The following is a 15,403-nucleotide window of genomic DNA, read 5'->3' as shown; positions in this document are numbered from 1 at the left end:
TCAAAGCTCTCGTTTTCACATAGGTTGATATATTGCTCTACACTAATTTCCCTAGAGAAATAGTTTGAATACGCAGTTATAGGCATAGCTTTAGGTTCTCAAAATAAATTATTAGTTATTAGGTATCACATATTTGTTAAATTTTCAAAAGCGAAATGTCAAAGATATGGTGTGCATATCTTTTTTAGTAAACCACAGACAATACCAAAACCTCAGAAGTACACCTTCCCCTGCGAAGTTGCCGCGGGGCGTTGGAATAAATTGCGTGAGTCCGGTCATGGATGACCGGCTAGCTTTCGCAGGTACAGGGACGTTGCCTTCGGAAGCGATAGCAATTTATCCATAAGACCAAGGCCAGTAATCAATGCATGTAACTTCGCTAGGGGCGTTATGGAGCATCCAAGGAGGATAGGACGAGCAGTCCTCCTTGGTCGGGTGTGGGGCGAAGCACCACGACGTTGATTTTGATTTGGATTTAAAAATTCAAACGAAGTTTGGAAATGGGGTATGCGTGAGCCATCAATTATAATCAATGGCTCTTTTGAGAGGTTACTCTTCTGGAACAGTAAATGCGGCTTCGGCTTTCTCTAACTCTTGCTCGGTTTTAAGCTGAAACGCTTGCTGCTTTTTAAGCTTGGCTTCTTCTTCAAGTGCCGCTTCTCTTTGTTTAAATTCGTGTCTCTCTGGTTTAGTCAGAAACTTAAACGCGAGCTTGTTGCCTAGCACGTAGGCGACCACGTCTTCACCTTTTGTGCGGCGTTCATCGACGCGTTGTGAAAAACGGGCGTTATCGCGGGCTTTACGTTCTTCGGCATTTAACTTACTCATAATCTGTTCTCCTCATTTAGTTAATCACGGTAGTGTTCCACTACGCTCAGTTAAACAAATGAGTTGTGTTGCACATTCATAAAGCTGATTGGGCGGGATTCTACCATAAGCGCTCACGAAAGCTGTGGGATTAAAATCTACCATCCCATCACCTGCGTTAACTTTGCGCACATAAGAAAGATGCGGCTAGAGTCTCTTTTAAGATAAACCATGAACACCGAAGTGACAGGCATTCACCTATTCCTGCGAACTGGCCGTTAGACATGAACCTTGTCGGCAGGGGAGATCCAAGAGGAGATTGCAGTTGATTCTCTTTAGGTCGGCTATTGATTTGACCTTTGGTTTAGAAATTCAAACGAAGTTTAAAATTTAGACTTTCTTAGCAGCGTAACGCAAATGCCGTAACTGTATCGTTGCAAACCGTACCGTTGCAATGAGTAGCGTTGCAAACTGTGCCAAGGCTTGCGTAAAAGCCGAAACAACATTGGTATTCAAAGGCAACTCTCAGTAAACTTTCGCTCCCATGTTTTGATCCGGTGCTGTGATGTCCTTTCCCGAGCTTTCTTCTTCCCCTGAGTCGTTAACTTTTGCTGAGCTTGGCTTAAATTCGGCGTTACTTAAGGCCTTGCCTGCAAGTCTTAAACATCCGACAAAGGTGCAGCAATTGGCGATTCCGGCCATTCTTGCAGGACGGGATTTGTTAGCCTTAGCACAAACCGGTAGCGGGAAAACCTTAGCTTTTGGTTTGCCACTCCTACAACAAATTTTGTTGCAACAGCAAACACAGTTGCAGGGCGCTAAGTCTGTACAGCCTCCAAATGTACTGGCGTTAGTGCTGGTGCCAACACGGGAATTAGCGCTGCAAGTGACTGAGGCGCTGCAAACAGTGGCGAGTCAGTTATCGACTTCGTTGAACATTCAGCTTCTGTGTGGTGGGGTCGCGCTGGAAGACCAATTAGCCGAACTTGCAGCCAAGCCGCAGGTATTAGTGGCAACCCCTGGGCGTTTACTGGATTTATGCAAACAGGCCCACGTCAGCCTCGATTCGATAAAACATCTTGTGCTGGATGAGGCTGACCGTCTGTTGGAAATGGGGTTTTGGCCCGATGTGCAAAAGCTGATGGCGTTTATGCCTAAGCTTAAGCAAACCTCGTTGTTTTCTGCCACCTTGCCCGAGGCTTTGGATACATTGGCGGGCAAGCTACTGGTGAATAAGCCGCTGCGGGTCGAAGCTCACAAGGTGAATTCAGTGGCTGGTGAAATCGAAGAACAACTCTATTTAGTCAACAAGGGCAGCAAAGCACAAGCATTGATTGCGCTGTTAAAACAGTATCAATGGCCGCAGGTGTTGGTGTTTATCAGCGCCCGCGATGATGCCGATGCCGTCGCTAAACGGCTCGCTAAAGCGGGGATGAAAGTTGCCGCGCTGCACGGTGAAAAAGAGCAAACCGTTCGCAGCCAAACCTTGGCCGACTTTAAAGCCAATCGTATCCAAGTATTAGTGGCGACAGATTTGATGGCGCGCGGCATTCATGTTGATGCCTTGCCTGTCGTCATCAATTTGGATTTGCCCATGAGTGCGCCTGTATACGTGCACCGCATTGGCCGCACCGCGCGCGCTGGCGAAAAAGGGCTGGCGATTTCCCTCGTGTGCCACGGTGAAATGGCAACTTTAACGGCGATCCGCAGTTTAACCGCGCGGGAGTTACCGCTGGCATTATTGGCTGACTTTCCGGTAACGGATAAGCTGAGTGAAAAAATCACTGATGGCGCCACTGAGATCAAAGTTGAGCGTAAGCGACCACCACGGGATAAACAGGCGAATCGCCGTAGCATCAATAAGCACAGCGCCAAAGAGTTTAAAGGTAAGCGCTGAGCTTGAAGCTATTCATAGCGTTCAAGTTTGGCGTGCCATAATCACTAAACAGATAACAGAATAAAGCGCATTGGCCGCTGTTATCACTTTCGCTCTGGGTGTAACTTAGTGACTTATTTACATTAAGGAGCTAAGTCATGGGATCGACATTGGCGTTAAGCAAAGCACTTCATAAAGTGGTGAATAACGGTTTAACGACCGAGCACTTTGTACTTAGGCCATTCCAGCGAGCGGATCTTGAGGCTTTTACCGCCTATCGAGCCGACCCTAAGGTCGCCAAATATCAAAGCTGGACGGATTACAGCTATAGCGATGCACTCACGTTGTTCGAGAAGATGGATTATGCACAATTTGGTGCGGTTGGTACTTGGTTTCAGCTTGCAATTGTCACTGTCGCATCGGGAACTACACCAACCCAATTAGTTGGCGATCTGGCGCTGCAATTTATTGATGAGCAGCAGGTGGAAATTGGCTTTACGATTGCGCCTCAGCATCAAGGTAAACATATTGCTTTTGAGGCCGTCAGCGCATTGCTGGATTACCTCTTTATTGAATTGCATAAGCATAGAGTTATTGCCATCACCGATGCACAAAATCTTGCCTGCTGTCGCTTACTCGAAAAACTCCGCTTTAGGCGCGAAGCCCATTATGTGAAAAACATCTTCTTTAAAGGTGCGTGGGGCGATGAGTTCGTCTATGCCTTGTTAAAGGAGGAGTATTAATTCCTTTTAGGTGCAAAGTATCGCTAACGCGCGCCGCCAGTGTTTCTCTATTTGGCTTATCTTGTCTATCTCAGTAAAATCTTTCCATTAGTTGAGCCCGTGTTGGCTCAAAGATCTTCACGCCCGTCATGGGATTTAAGGAGTGCCACATGAAATCAATGCGTTTAGGCTTAGTGGGTATGGCGGTCGCGCTCGGATTATCGGCCTGTGCGACCACGCAATCGCCAACGGGGCGAGGGCAGACCTTGTTGTATTCAGCGGCGCAAATGCAGCAGATGGGCGATTCCTCCTTCGAGGAAATGAAAAAACAGCAAAAAGTGAGTAGTGATAAAAAGCTGACGCAATACGTCAATTGTGTCGCTAATCGTATTACTGCAGTGCTGCCGGACCAAACCCAACGCTGGGATGTGGTTTTGTTTGACTCAGAACAAGTCAACGCTTTTGCTCTGCCGGGTGGGCATATTGGGGTTTATACCGGATTGCTTAAGGTCGCTAAGGGACCTGATCAGCTTGCTACTGTGCTCGGTCACGAAGTCGCGCATGTGTTGGCGCAACATGGTAACGAGCAGGTTTCCCGTGGACAGTTAACGGGCGTTGGAATGCAGATTGCCGATGCAGCGCTAGGGGCGAGTGGTGTGTCGAATCGCGACTTATATATGTCGGCATTGGGACTCGGTGCTCAGGTGGGGGTTATTCTGCCTTTTGGTCGCGCCCAAGAGAGCGAAGCCGATATTATGGGCGTAGAGCTAATGGCTCGAGCGGGTTTCAATCCGGCTCAGAGTGTTGAGTTATGGCAGAATATGTCGAAGGTGGGCGGTAGCCAAGGGCCGGAGTTATTATCGACCCATCCATCGAACAGTAATCGCATTGCTCAGCTACAACAATTGCAAGCACAGATGCAGCCACTTTATGCCAGTGCTAAAGCGCAGGTGAACAATCAATGTGTGGCGCCGAAATAAGCTGAAGTCTATTTAAGATCTAAGTGCCCGTTTAGTGAGTGTTCGCTGTCGTTTGCGCAGAGATATGTCTCCTTAACCTATTTATGCTTTTGGATAAATACGCAATAAGTGTGTAAAAAAGCCTCCTTAGTTAAATAAGCAGTCAGTTTATCAGCATAGCTCGCTGAACTATGGTAAACTGGCGCGCAAAATTCCACTGATAATTGAGAGTCGTTAATTATGTCTGATAAATTCAGTACTGTTGAACAGCAAGCAAGCTACGGTGTAGGCCGTCAAATGGGTGAGCAACTGGCCGCCAATTCTTTTGATGGTGTGGATATTCCAGCCGTTCAAGCGGGTTTAGCCGATGCGTTTGCCGGTTTAGAAAGTGCTGTGTCTATGCAAGATCTGCAAGTTGCTTTCACTGAAATTAGCGGTCGTATTCAAGCTGCTCAAGAGCAAGCTGCTGCTGCTGCGTCTGCTGAAGGCGATGCCTTCTTAGCTGAAAATGCTAAGCGTGATGGCGTGACTGTGACTGACTCTGGTCTGCAGTTCGAAGTATTAGTCCAAGGTGACGGTGCTACTCCAACTTACGAAGATACTGTTCGTACTCACTACCATGGTTCTTTCATCAATGGTGATGTGTTTGACAGCTCTGTAGTTCGTGGCCAACCTGCTGAGTTCCCAGTTTCTGGCGTTATTGCTGGCTGGACTGAAGCACTGCAACTGATGCCAGTAGGTACTAAGTTGAAATTATTTGTGCCACATCACTTAGCTTACGGTGAGCGCGGCGCGGGGGGATCGATTCCTCCTTATTCAACTTTGGTATTCGAAGTTGAATTATTAGATATCATCTAATATTGATAAAACGCCTAAGCCTGTCTTAGGCGTTTTCTTATGGAAGACAAAGAAAGATTGAGGAGATTGAAATGAGTGGACAAGTGAGAGTGGCAATCGTCGGTGCCGGTGGTCGTATGGGACGCACTCTTATTGAAGCGGCTTACAATCACGACCATATATTGCTGGGTGCCGCTATTGAGCGCGCTGGTTCTAGTTTAGTGGGCGTGGATGCGGGTGAGCTAGCTGGTGTGGGTAAATTAAAGGTCATGATCATGGATTCGCTGGATTACGCGACCGATGATTTTGATGTCTTGATTGATTTCACTGCGCCAGACGCCAGTATTGTCCATTTAGATTGGTGTGTGCGTCATAAGAAAGCCATGGTGATTGGCACAACCGGTTTCAATCATGCTCAAAAAGAACAGATCAATGCTTTTGCCGAGCAAACGCCGGTAGTGATGGCGCCGAACATGTCTGTGGGTGTCAACCTGATGTGGAAATTACTCGAACTGGCTGCCGAAGTCATGGGTGATTACACGGATATCGAAATTATCGAAGGTCACCACAGACACAAAAAAGATGCGCCGTCGGGCACAGCCCTGAAAATGGGTGAAGTGATTGCTAAGACCTTAGGTCGCGATCTTGAGAAATGTGCCGTGTATGGCCGCGAAGGGATCACGGGTGAACGTGATCGTGAAACCATAGGTTTTGCGACTATTCGTGCCGGTGACTTAGTCGGTGAACATACGGCCATGTTTGCCGATATCGGTGAGCGTTTAGAGATCACCCATAAAGCCTCGAGTCGTATGACCTTTGCTAACGGCGCTATGCGCGCCGCCCACTGGCTAGTGGAGCAAAAACCGGGCTTGTATGATATGCAGCAGGTTTTAGGTTTGCATTAATATTAAAAACGCCGATATGGCGTTTTTTTTTGCACCCAGATACCAATGGGTGGACGGTTTCGCGTTTTTCCTGTAAACTCGCTGGAATTTGTCAAAATTTCGTAAATTAGCGGAAATTGGTATCTTAACATAACATAAAAACATTATATTTCAGTGGCTTGGCTCTTTATGGAGGTCGCGTTGACAAAGTCTGCCTTACTCGTACTCGAAGATGGAACTGTATTCTCTGGCACAGCAATTGGTGCCGATGGTCTCTCTGTTGGTGAAGTTGTTTTTAACACTTCCATGACAGGTTACCAAGAAATTTTAACTGATCCATCCTACTCACGCCAGATTGTAACATTAACCTACCCACACATAGGCAACACTGGTACCAATGATGAAGATGTTGAATCCGATGGGGTTCACGCTTGTGGTCTTATCATTCGTGATCTTCCGCTCATCGCAAGTAGTTTCCGTAATCAACAAAGCTTAAGTGATTATCTCAAAGCGAACAATGTCGTTGGCATAGCAGATATCGATACCCGCAAGTTAACTCGTATTCTCCGTGAAAAAGGTGCACAAGCCGGTTGTATTATGGCTGGTGCAGACTTAGACGAAGCAAAAGCGCTCGCCGCTGCCAAAGCCTTCCCCGGTTTAAAAGGCATGGATCTCGCTAAAGAAGTCACAACTAAAGCTGCCTATCCATGGCGCAAAGGTAGCTGGCGTTTAGTGGGCGGTTTACCTGCAGATACGCCAGCAAATGAGCTTAAATACAAAGTAGTAGCCTACGACTACGGCGTTAAGCAAAACATTCTGCGTATGTTAGTGGACCGCGGTTGCGACGTCACTGTTGTACCAGCTAAAACCTCTGCCGCCGACGTGCTGGCGATGAATCCTGATGGTGTGTTCCTTTCGAACGGCCCTGGCGATCCAGAACCATGCGATTACGCGATTGAAGCAATTCAACAAATTCTGAAAACTGACACACCGATTTTCGGTATCTGTTTAGGTCATCAGTTGTTGGCTCTTGCCTCAGGTGCAAAAACCTTAAAGATGAAGTTTGGTCACCACGGTGCAAACCACCCAGTGAGCAACATCGAGAAAGGTAACGTGATGATCACCAGTCAAAACCACGGTTTTGCTGCCGATGAAACCACGCTACCCGCCAACATTAAGGTGACGCATAAGTCGCTGTTTGATGGTTCACTGCAAGGTATCCATCTTACGGACAAACCTGCGTTCAGCTTCCAAGGTCACCCTGAAGCGAGCCCAGGCCCGAACGATGCCGCCCCGCTGTTCGATCACTTTATCGAGCTAATCGACATATACCGTCAGAACGCCAAGTAGTACGCTAGCTAGGAGAAGAGAGAAGCAATGCCAAAACGTACAGATATAAAGAGTATTCTTATCCTAGGCGCCGGCCCAATCGTGATTGGTCAGGCATGTGAATTTGACTATTCTGGCGCACAAGCATGTAAAGCGCTGCGTGAAGAAGGCTACCGTGTCATTCTGGTGAACTCTAACCCTGCCACCATTATGACTGACCCAGAAATGGCCGATGCCACTTATATCGAGCCGATTCACTGGGAAGTGGTCCGTAATATTATTGCTAAAGAACGCCCAGACGCGATTCTGCCAACCATGGGCGGCCAAACCGCACTGAACTGCGCATTAGAACTCGAAGCTAAAGGCGTACTGAAAGAATTTAACGTCGAGATGATTGGCGCGACCGCCGATGCCATCGATAAAGCTGAAGATCGTAGCCGCTTTGATAAAGCGATGAAAAGTATCGGTCTTGACTGTCCACGTGCGGGCATTGCCCACAACATGGAAGAAGCTTACGGCGTACTCGATCAAGTGGGTTTCCCTTGCATTATCCGCCCATCCTTTACTATGGGTGGCTCAGGCGGCGGTATCGCTTACAACAGGGAAGAGTTCGAAGAGATCTGTTCACAGGGCTTAGAGTTATCGCCAACGAGTGAACTGCTGATCGACGAATCACTGATCGGTTGGAAAGAATACGAGATGGAAGTGGTCCGCGATCGCAACGATAACTGCATTATCGTCTGCGCCATCGAAAACTTCGATCCTATGGGCGTGCACACGGGCGACTCTATCACAGTTGCGCCAGCACAAACCCTGACTGATAAAGAATACCAAATCATGCGTAACGCCTCTATGGCCGTACTGCGTGAGATTGGTGTTGAGACCGGCGGTTCGAACGTACAGTTTGGTATCAACCCGAAAGATGGCCGTATGGTTATCATCGAGATGAACCCACGTGTATCGCGCTCTTCAGCATTAGCATCAAAAGCAACGGGTTTCCCGATTGCCAAAATCGCCGCTAAGTTAGCGGTTGGTTTCACCCTTGATGAGCTGATGAACGACATCACTGGCGGTCGCACGCCAGCGTCATTCGAACCTGCTATCGATTACGTTGTGACTAAAGTGCCACGCTTTAACTTTGAAAAGTTTGCTGGCGCCAATGATCGCTTAACCACACAGATGAAATCTGTGGGTGAAGTGATGGCGATTGGCCGTACTTTCCAAGAGTCACTGCAAAAAGCATTACGTGGTTTAGAGGTTAGCCGTAACGGTTTAGACCCTATCACTGACATGTCTAAGCCTGAGGCGATGGCGCGTATTCGCCTTGAGCTGAAAGAGCCTGGTTGCGACCGTATTTGGTACATAGCCGATGCGATGCGTGCGGGGCTGAGCTTAGATGAAATCTTTAAGCTGACCAATATCGACCCTTGGTTCCTCGTACAAATCGAAGAGCTGATCAAGCTTGAAGGTGTGGTTGCTGAAGTTGGGCTGGCTGGTCTGGATCATGACTTACTGCGCAAACTGAAACGTAAAGGTTTTGCTGATGCGCGTTTGGCCGATGTATTAGGCGTGAACGAAGCCGAAGTGCGTAAGCTGCGTGATAAGTTCGACCTGCACCCAGTCTACAAACGTGTGGATACCTGTGCGGCTGAGTTTGCAACAGACACAGCTTACATGTACTCAACGTACGAAGAAGAATGTGAAGCTAACCCATCGACCCGTGACAAAATCATGGTGTTAGGTGGCGGGCCAAACCGTATCGGTCAAGGTATTGAGTTCGATTATTGCTGTGTGCACGCGGCGTTAGCGCTACGTGAAGACGGTTATGAAACCATCATGGTGAACTGTAACCCTGAAACCGTTTCAACCGACTACGACACATCAGACCGTCTGTACTTCGAACCCGTCACACTGGAAGATGTATTAGAAATCGTCCGTATCGAGAAGCCAAAGGGCGTTATCGTGCAGTACGGTGGTCAAACGCCATTGAAATTGGCCCGTGCCTTAGAAGCCGCTGGCGTACCTGTCATTGGTACTAGCCCAGATGCCATCGACCGCGCCGAAGACCGTGAGCGTTTCCAGCAAGCGATTCAACGCTTAGAGATGAAACAGCCTGAAAACGATACCGTGACTACGGTTGAAGGTGCTGTGATTGCCGCTGAGCGTATCGGTTATCCGCTAGTTGTGCGTCCATCCTATGTACTGGGCGGCCGCGCGATGGAAATCGTCTATGATAAGCAAGATTTGCTACGTTACTTCAACGAAGCCGTGAGCGTATCGAACGCGTCGCCAGTATTGCTCGATCGCTTCTTAGATGATGCGATTGAAGTGGATATTGATGCAGTATGTGACGGCGAAATCGTGGTGATAGGCGCGATTATGGAGCATATCGAACAAGCGGGGGTTCACTCAGGTGACTCAGGTTGTTCTCTACCGCCATACACGCTAAGCCAAGAAATCCAAGATCGTATGCGCGTTCAAGTCGGCAAGTTGGCGATGGAGCTCGGTGTTGTTGGCCTGATGAACGTACAGTTCGCCGTGAAAGATAACGAAATCTATATGATTGAAGTTAACCCACGTGCTGCCCGTACTGTGCCATTTGTGTCCAAAGCGACTGGTGTGCCTTTAGCTAAGATTGCCGCGCGTGTGATGGCGGGTCAAAGCTTAACGTCGCAAAACTTCACTAAAGAAGTGATCCCACCTTTCTACTCAGTGAAAGAAGTGGTGTTGCCCTTTAATAAGTTCCCAGGTGTTGACCCACTGTTAGGCCCAGAAATGCGCTCTACCGGTGAAGTTATGGGCGTGGGCGATACGTTCGCCGAAGCCTATGCTAAGGCGCAGTTAGGGGCAACTTCTGAGGTGCCTAAGTCGGGCCGTGCATTATTGTCTGTGCGTAACAGCGATAAGAAACGCGTTGCCGATTTAGCGGCTAAGTTAATTGAGCTCGGTTATCAAATCGATGCGACTCATGGTACTGCGGTTATCCTAGGCGAAGCGGGTATCAACCCACGTTTAGTGAACAAGGTGCACGAAGGGCGTCCACACATTCTCGATCGCATCAAGAATGGTGAATACACTTATATCGTGAACACTACCGAAGGTCGCCAAGCGATTGAAGATTCTCGTCAATTGCGCCGCGGTGCACTGCGTTACAAAGTTAACTACACGACGACCATGAATGCTGCATTCGCCACTTGTATGGCCCATGCCGCCGATGACCGTACTAACGTGACTTCAGTACAAGAACTGCATCTGCGCGTATTGGCTAAATAAGCCACAGCGTTAATGCCGTTAATTAGAGGGCCGCATAACTTAGGTTATGCGGCCTTATTATTTAGGCCTGTGTCTATTCTATTGAATTATTGGGTCTATTTTATTTAGCCTGTTTTATTGAGTTGTGCCGTTTGATTTGAGTATGACTTAACTCATTTTATTGCCCATTTAGGTAGCCTGAAAACTATGTCTGCACCTGCCGATAGCCTTGCTAAAGCTGATACTTTTATTGCGCCGCCTTGCCTCGGGCAAATACGCGTACTCTATCAAGATAGCGACATTTTACTGATTGATAAGCCGAGCGGATTATTGAGTCTGTCGGGGAAGAATCCGCTGAATCTCGACTCAGTGCATTATCGTTTAGTGCAGGATTTTCCGACGGCCACTTTGTTGCACAGACTCGATTTTGGCACTTCGGGCATCATGCTGGTGGCGTTGAATAAAAGCGTGAATGGCTTGCTGACAAAACAGTTTCAGGCGCGCACGGTTGAGAAGCGCTATATTGCCTTGCTCCACGGGCATTTAGCCGCTGACAGCGGTGTGATTAATCTGCCGATCGCTAAAGATAGTGACCATTTTCCACTGCAGAAGATCTGCCATAGCACAGGCAAAGTTGCGATCAGTGAATATCAGGTGCTGGAACGATTAACCGAACCTTTCGCCACGCGGGTCGAATTTATCCCTGTTTCTGGCCGAACCCATCAACTGCGGATCCACAGTCAGCAATTGGGTCACTCAATACTGGGGTGCGATCTCTACGGCGGCGTGGGTGAGTGCGTGACTGATAAGGCTGATGCAGATGAAGCTGATATCACTAATACGACGAGCAGCAGATTAATGCTGCATGCGACCTGCTTAGCGTTTAATCATCCTATCACGGGTGAGCGTATTGACTGGGTTTGTGAGTGTCCTTTCTAAGTGCTTTCTTAATAGTCATAAAACTCAGTATTCAGCACTCATCACTTAGCACGTAGAATTTAGAGCAATGGGTTTAGTTGCTAAACCCGATACGTTCGGTTTGCATGGGCGGCGCATCGTTGGGGAGCCAAGTACGGTAAATCGTTGCGAAGGTGCCATCTGCTTTTATCGCTTCTAGGCTGTTTTTCCACAGTTCGATCACATCATTGGGCGTGCCTTGTGAGAAGGCAATGTAAAGATGATTAGCACTAATCGTGAAGAGCGACTCTACATCATCAATGCTCGCGCCTGCATCCGACAGAATACTCGGCGCGGTGAGATTGGCATTACACCAAAGATCGACACGTTGCTTCATCAATTGTTTTGCACTCAATAAGGGCTCGGATGAGGCGGCAATATTCGTAAATCCCAGTTCGAGCAATAGGCGTTCTTCCACCGAGGCACGATAGACACCAATTGCCTTAGCTGTCTTTGCATCCTCTATAGTGGTTATTTTTATACCGCTATTTTTTAAGGCATAAAAATTAGTCGTGCCGACAGCAACAGGCCCAATCATAGTAAACATTTGCTCCCTTTCTGCTGTGCGCGTCATAGTAAACAACACAGTATTAGGTTGCTCGGTCAGCATTTTCCAGCCGCGAGCCCAAGGTACGACCTTGATTGGATCTGGGTTGTTTATGCGCTTTTGAATTTCTTGTACTACCTGTACAGCTAAACCATCGGGTTTGCCATCGACAGAAAAGCTGATTGGTGACCATTCTTCGGTATAGATGTTGAGCGGCTGCGCGCGAAGAGAAAATGCGCTGCTAAGGGTGAGTGATAGGAATAAACTTGTGACTAATTTCATTAATAACCCTAAAAATTAGAATGTTATAATTGAGTCTCACTGCTTGCTCTTGAAACGATTAAAGATGAAGGCTGTGCTCAAATCAAGTATAGCTAGGGGTTCATTTTCTAAGATTAAATTTACTATACCGTTTTGAACGATAAAAAAAGAGCGCGAGTATGGCGCTCTTAGGTAGGCTTATTTATGGGCGATAGCTTATCTTTCTGTGCCTGTATATCACGCTCGATATACATCTCGCATAAGGTTATCAATGCAATGGACAACACGCATACTGGCGTCTTCCATTGAGTGCAGTTGTTTGACCATCTCAGGCAAATTACCTTTTTGTCTCGCATTGAGCGCCGCTTTTCCTGCCTCGTGTACCGCTTTATGTGGTGCATCTAATGCTTTGAAGTTACTTAAATGCTGATAATTCTCGGCACCAAATCCTTTGAAATACCATTGCCCTAGGCGGCACTCAGTGTGTGAGTTCACGTTGTGGTTATGCTGTGGTTTTTCAATTAATTGATAAACGCTACTTTTCCAGACTGCGTGATCGAGCTTAGTGGTATTCAAGAATGACGCTGTGGCTGCGTTATGGATAACGTGCTGCATTTGTTTTGAGCGTTGCAGGACATCTTCAACGACTTGACCAATTTGGGTTGAGGAGGTGGCTACATCAACGGCACTGCTTTGATTGTTATGAACAATTTCTTTAATCTCAGCTGCTTGCGCGACGATTTGTTTCACGAGCTTTTCAATATGGCTACTGGCTTCATGGGCTTTGCTCGCAAGCTGGCGCACTTCATCGGCCACCACGGCAAACCCCCGTCCCGCTTCGCCTGCACGGGCGGCTTCAATGGCGGCGTTCAATGCCAGCAAGTTTGTTTGTTCTGAAATTCCTTGAATTGCCGCAACAAATTGATTGATTGAAGAGGTCGTAGCATCGAGTTCTGTGACAGCTTTCATGCTGTTTGATGCTTGATCATTAATATAAGTCGCTCTAGTGCCTAAATTAGCAATGGCCACACGGGTTTGATCAAAAACGTGATTGAGTTCAGACAGTGATTCTTTTTCCGCAGAGAGTAATTCGGCACTGCTGGCTAAGCCTTCGCGCACGGCATTAAGCATATCTCCGCCTTGGTTTTGGCAGGCGATCACTTCAGTGTAGTGGTCTGCATTTTGGCGCGACTGTTGCTGCATGCTCTCATTTTCACGGATCATGCCACGCAGTTCATCTACTTCATTTTGGTGTTGGCGTTCTAGTTGGATGAGTCGCTCTTTAAGCGCCTGGTTTTCAGCTTTGAGCTGGGAATTAAACCACATATAAAACCTCTCAAGTCGCTAGGACTATCACTATTGCTTATCGACTTACTGTGACTGGGCTCAGCGGTAAATACTGCAATGTTAATAAAAAGTAAAACGATTCAGGTATGGAAATATTAACTGATCTTTAAGCTTTATTCTTAATTTTTTTAAGGTTATTGAAGCTTTTATGCCTTGTCATAAATGGGTTAGCACTATCGAATGATAAGTGAACCACGCTAAGGTTAACTTAGCTTGGTTCACTTTGAGGTCTTAGGCCTATGGCCTATGGCATAGGTAAGTCGAGCACCACTGTGGCTATGCTGAAATACACGAGTACACCTATGATATCGGCGATGGAGGTGATGAGTGGCGCACTCGCGGCCGCAGGGTCCATCTTTAACTTGCTCAGCAAGAAGGGTAATGACATACCAATCAAGCTGCCAATAATCACCACAATTTGCATTGTGAGTGCCACAACCAGCGCGATTTCAGGTCCGCCGCGCCAAAATCCGAGCAAGGACACTGCCGCTGCCATGCTGGCTCCTAATAATCCGGCGACAAATAATTCACGCCCTAGCATAGATAACCAATCCTTGAGAACCACTTCCCCTGTGGCTAAGCCACGTACCATTAAGGTCGCCGATTGTGATCCCGCATTACCGCCGCTATCGATCAGTAGCGGCAGGAAGAAGACCAAGGATACATAACTGGCAATGGTGTCTTCGAAAAAGGCGATCCCCGCTCCCGAGAAAATATTACCAAACACCAAGATTACCAGCCAAACCACGCGCTTGCGGTAAAGTAAGCCTATGCTGGCAGTCTTTAGGTTATGGTCGATATTGCCTATGGCCGCGGTTTTTGTGAACTCAAGATCCGCCTGTGAGCTGGCGATATCCATTGCATCGTCATAGGTAACAATGCCGACCAATTGACCTTTACCATTGATAATGGGAAGTGCCATTAAGTCATAGTGAGCAATCATCTGCGCCGCTTCTTCGCGCAGGGCGTTGGCATCAAGCGCAACAGGATCGGGTTTCATAAAGTCGACCACTCGCTCGTGCGGCTGCGCCAGCAATAACTGCCTTAATGATACAGTTCCTATTAAGCGGCCTAACATATCCACCACATAGGTTTGATAAATCGTTTCTTTATCAGCAGCTTCAGTACGCAGAGTATCAATTGCTTCTGCCGCAGTATGGCGGCTATTGAGCAAGGTGTAATCCGAAGTCATGACCGCGCCGACTTTAGCTTTATCATAGGCGGCGAGGGTGCGCATATCTTCCCGTTTGGCCAATGCGAGCGCAGGTAAAATCGCCGCTTGCTGGGTTTCATTGAGCAGATTATAGAGGTCGGCACGTTCATCTGCTGCCATGTGAACCAGCAGCGCAGAAAGCGTAGTTTTATCTAATTGCTGTACTAAGCTGGCTTGCAATTCATCGGTCAGATAGCGAAACAAATTGGCGCAAACCTTAGGTGAGGCCAGTTGCAATAATAGGACTTGTTGAGCTTGATTAAAGACGTTAAATACGGCTGCAATATCGGCAGGGTGGCGTTTTTCGGCTAATTCAGCCATGGCGCTGGCACTGCGTTGCTCGATAATCATTTGCAGGTTATGGATGATTTTTTTAGTGTTGTTTGTGCTGTTATTCATGTTCATAGTTCAT

General features: G+C 47.6%; 12 protein-coding genes. 8 read left to right on the top strand and 4 right to left on the bottom strand.

Annotated features, from left to right (window positions below; all coding sequences use genetic code 11):
* Positions 1–549: 549 nt before the first annotated feature.
* Positions 550–828: a hypothetical protein gene (locus KFE26_RS00870; RefSeq protein WP_006082790.1), complete on the bottom strand. Its 279-nt coding sequence runs from the start codon at positions 826–828 to the stop codon at positions 550–552.
* A gap of 544 nt (positions 829–1,372) precedes the next feature.
* Between KFE26_RS00870 and KFE26_RS00865 the strand changes: the two genes are divergently transcribed.
* The 8 genes from KFE26_RS00865 (at position 1,373) to KFE26_RS00830 (ending at position 11,605) form a co-directional block, all read left to right on the top strand.
* Positions 1,373–2,704: a DEAD/DEAH box helicase gene (locus tag KFE26_RS00865; protein ID WP_212599361.1), complete on the top strand. Its 1,332-nt coding sequence runs from the start codon at positions 1,373–1,375 to the stop codon at positions 2,702–2,704.
* A 137-nt stretch (positions 2,705–2,841) separates the two neighbouring features.
* A complete protein-coding gene (locus tag KFE26_RS00860) occupies positions 2,842–3,426 on the top strand; it encodes a GNAT family N-acetyltransferase (protein WP_212599360.1) in 585 nt (194 codons plus the stop codon).
* A 149-nt stretch (positions 3,427–3,575) separates the two neighbouring features.
* Entirely contained in the window at positions 3,576–4,385 is an 810-nt protein-coding gene (locus tag KFE26_RS00855) for a M48 family metallopeptidase (RefSeq protein WP_212599359.1), read from the top strand.
* Positions 4,386–4,604: 219 nt separating this feature from the next.
* Complete coding sequence (locus tag KFE26_RS00850) at positions 4,605–5,222, top strand: FKBP-type peptidyl-prolyl cis-trans isomerase (RefSeq protein ID WP_212599358.1); 618 nt, start codon at positions 4,605–4,607, stop codon at positions 5,220–5,222.
* 71 nt (positions 5,223–5,293) lie between these two features.
* Positions 5,294–6,106: a 4-hydroxy-tetrahydrodipicolinate reductase gene (gene dapB, locus KFE26_RS00845; protein ID WP_006082785.1), complete on the top strand. Its 813-nt coding sequence runs from the start codon at positions 5,294–5,296 to the stop codon at positions 6,104–6,106.
* A 168-nt stretch (positions 6,107–6,274) separates the two neighbouring features.
* A complete protein-coding gene (carA, locus tag KFE26_RS00840; RefSeq protein ID WP_126492600.1) occupies positions 6,275–7,435 on the top strand; it encodes a glutamine-hydrolyzing carbamoyl-phosphate synthase small subunit in 1,161 nt (386 codons plus the stop codon).
* Between the two features lie 27 nt (positions 7,436–7,462).
* Positions 7,463–10,687, top strand: a complete 3,225-nt coding sequence (gene carB, locus KFE26_RS00835; RefSeq protein WP_212599357.1) for a carbamoyl-phosphate synthase large subunit — start codon at positions 7,463–7,465, stop codon at positions 10,685–10,687.
* A gap of 186 nt (positions 10,688–10,873) precedes the next feature.
* On the top strand, positions 10,874–11,605 hold the full coding sequence (locus tag KFE26_RS00830; RefSeq protein ID WP_212599356.1) for an RluA family pseudouridine synthase: 732 nt from the start codon (positions 10,874–10,876) through the stop codon (positions 11,603–11,605).
* Positions 11,606–11,678: 73 nt separating this feature from the next.
* Here KFE26_RS00830 and KFE26_RS00825 read toward each other — a convergent pair whose 3' ends face one another.
* From KFE26_RS00825 to mgtE, 3 genes are all read right to left on the bottom strand, one after another.
* Complete coding sequence (locus KFE26_RS00825; RefSeq protein ID WP_212599355.1) at positions 11,679–12,452, bottom strand: ABC transporter substrate-binding protein; 774 nt, start codon at positions 12,450–12,452, stop codon at positions 11,679–11,681.
* A 216-nt stretch (positions 12,453–12,668) separates the two neighbouring features.
* Entirely contained in the window at positions 12,669–13,757 is a 1,089-nt protein-coding gene (locus tag KFE26_RS00820) for a methyl-accepting chemotaxis protein (protein ID WP_212599354.1), read from the bottom strand.
* A gap of 265 nt (positions 13,758–14,022) precedes the next feature.
* The gene (gene mgtE / locus KFE26_RS00815; RefSeq protein ID WP_212599353.1) at positions 14,023–15,396 is read right to left on the bottom strand and encodes a magnesium transporter; all 1,374 of its coding nucleotides are present in this window, start codon (positions 15,394–15,396) and stop codon (positions 14,023–14,025) included.
* Between the last annotated feature and the right edge of the window lie 7 nt (positions 15,397–15,403).

It is taken from the genome of Shewanella sp. M16 (assembly GCF_018224605.1).
In the GTDB taxonomy this organism is placed as follows: Bacteria; Pseudomonadota; Gammaproteobacteria; order Enterobacterales; family Shewanellaceae; genus Shewanella; species Shewanella oncorhynchi.
This window is presented reverse-complemented; position numbering and strand designations above follow the sequence as displayed.

Excerpts from the sequence above, each read along its gene's own strand:
- carB (WP_212599357.1), top strand. The coding sequence starts at position 7,463 with ATGCCAAAACGTACAGATATAAAGAGTATTCTTATCCTAGGCGCCGGC.
- carA (WP_126492600.1), top strand. The coding sequence starts at position 6,275 with ATGGAGGTCGCGTTGACAAAGTCTGCCTTACTCGTACTCGAAGATGGA.
- KFE26_RS00865 (WP_212599361.1), top strand. The coding sequence starts at position 1,373 with ATGTCCTTTCCCGAGCTTTCTTCTTCCCCTGAGTCGTTAACTTTTGCT.
- KFE26_RS00830 (WP_212599356.1), top strand. The coding sequence starts at position 10,874 with ATGTCTGCACCTGCCGATAGCCTTGCTAAAGCTGATACTTTTATTGCG.
- KFE26_RS00850 (WP_212599358.1), top strand. The coding sequence starts at position 4,605 with ATGTCTGATAAATTCAGTACTGTTGAACAGCAAGCAAGCTACGGTGTA.
- KFE26_RS00825 (WP_212599355.1), bottom strand. The coding sequence starts at position 12,452 with ATGAAATTAGTCACAAGTTTATTCCTATCACTCACCCTTAGCAGCGCA.
- KFE26_RS00870 (WP_006082790.1), bottom strand. The coding sequence starts at position 828 with ATGAGTAAGTTAAATGCCGAAGAACGTAAAGCCCGCGATAACGCCCGT.
- dapB (WP_006082785.1), top strand. The coding sequence starts at position 5,294 with ATGAGTGGACAAGTGAGAGTGGCAATCGTCGGTGCCGGTGGTCGTATG.
- mgtE (WP_212599353.1), bottom strand. The coding sequence starts at position 15,396 with ATGAACATGAATAACAGCACAAACAACACTAAAAAAATCATCCATAAC.
- KFE26_RS00860 (WP_212599360.1), top strand. The coding sequence starts at position 2,842 with ATGGGATCGACATTGGCGTTAAGCAAAGCACTTCATAAAGTGGTGAAT.
- KFE26_RS00820 (WP_212599354.1), bottom strand. The coding sequence starts at position 13,757 with ATGTGGTTTAATTCCCAGCTCAAAGCTGAAAACCAGGCGCTTAAAGAG.
- KFE26_RS00855 (WP_212599359.1), top strand. The coding sequence starts at position 3,576 with ATGAAATCAATGCGTTTAGGCTTAGTGGGTATGGCGGTCGCGCTCGGA.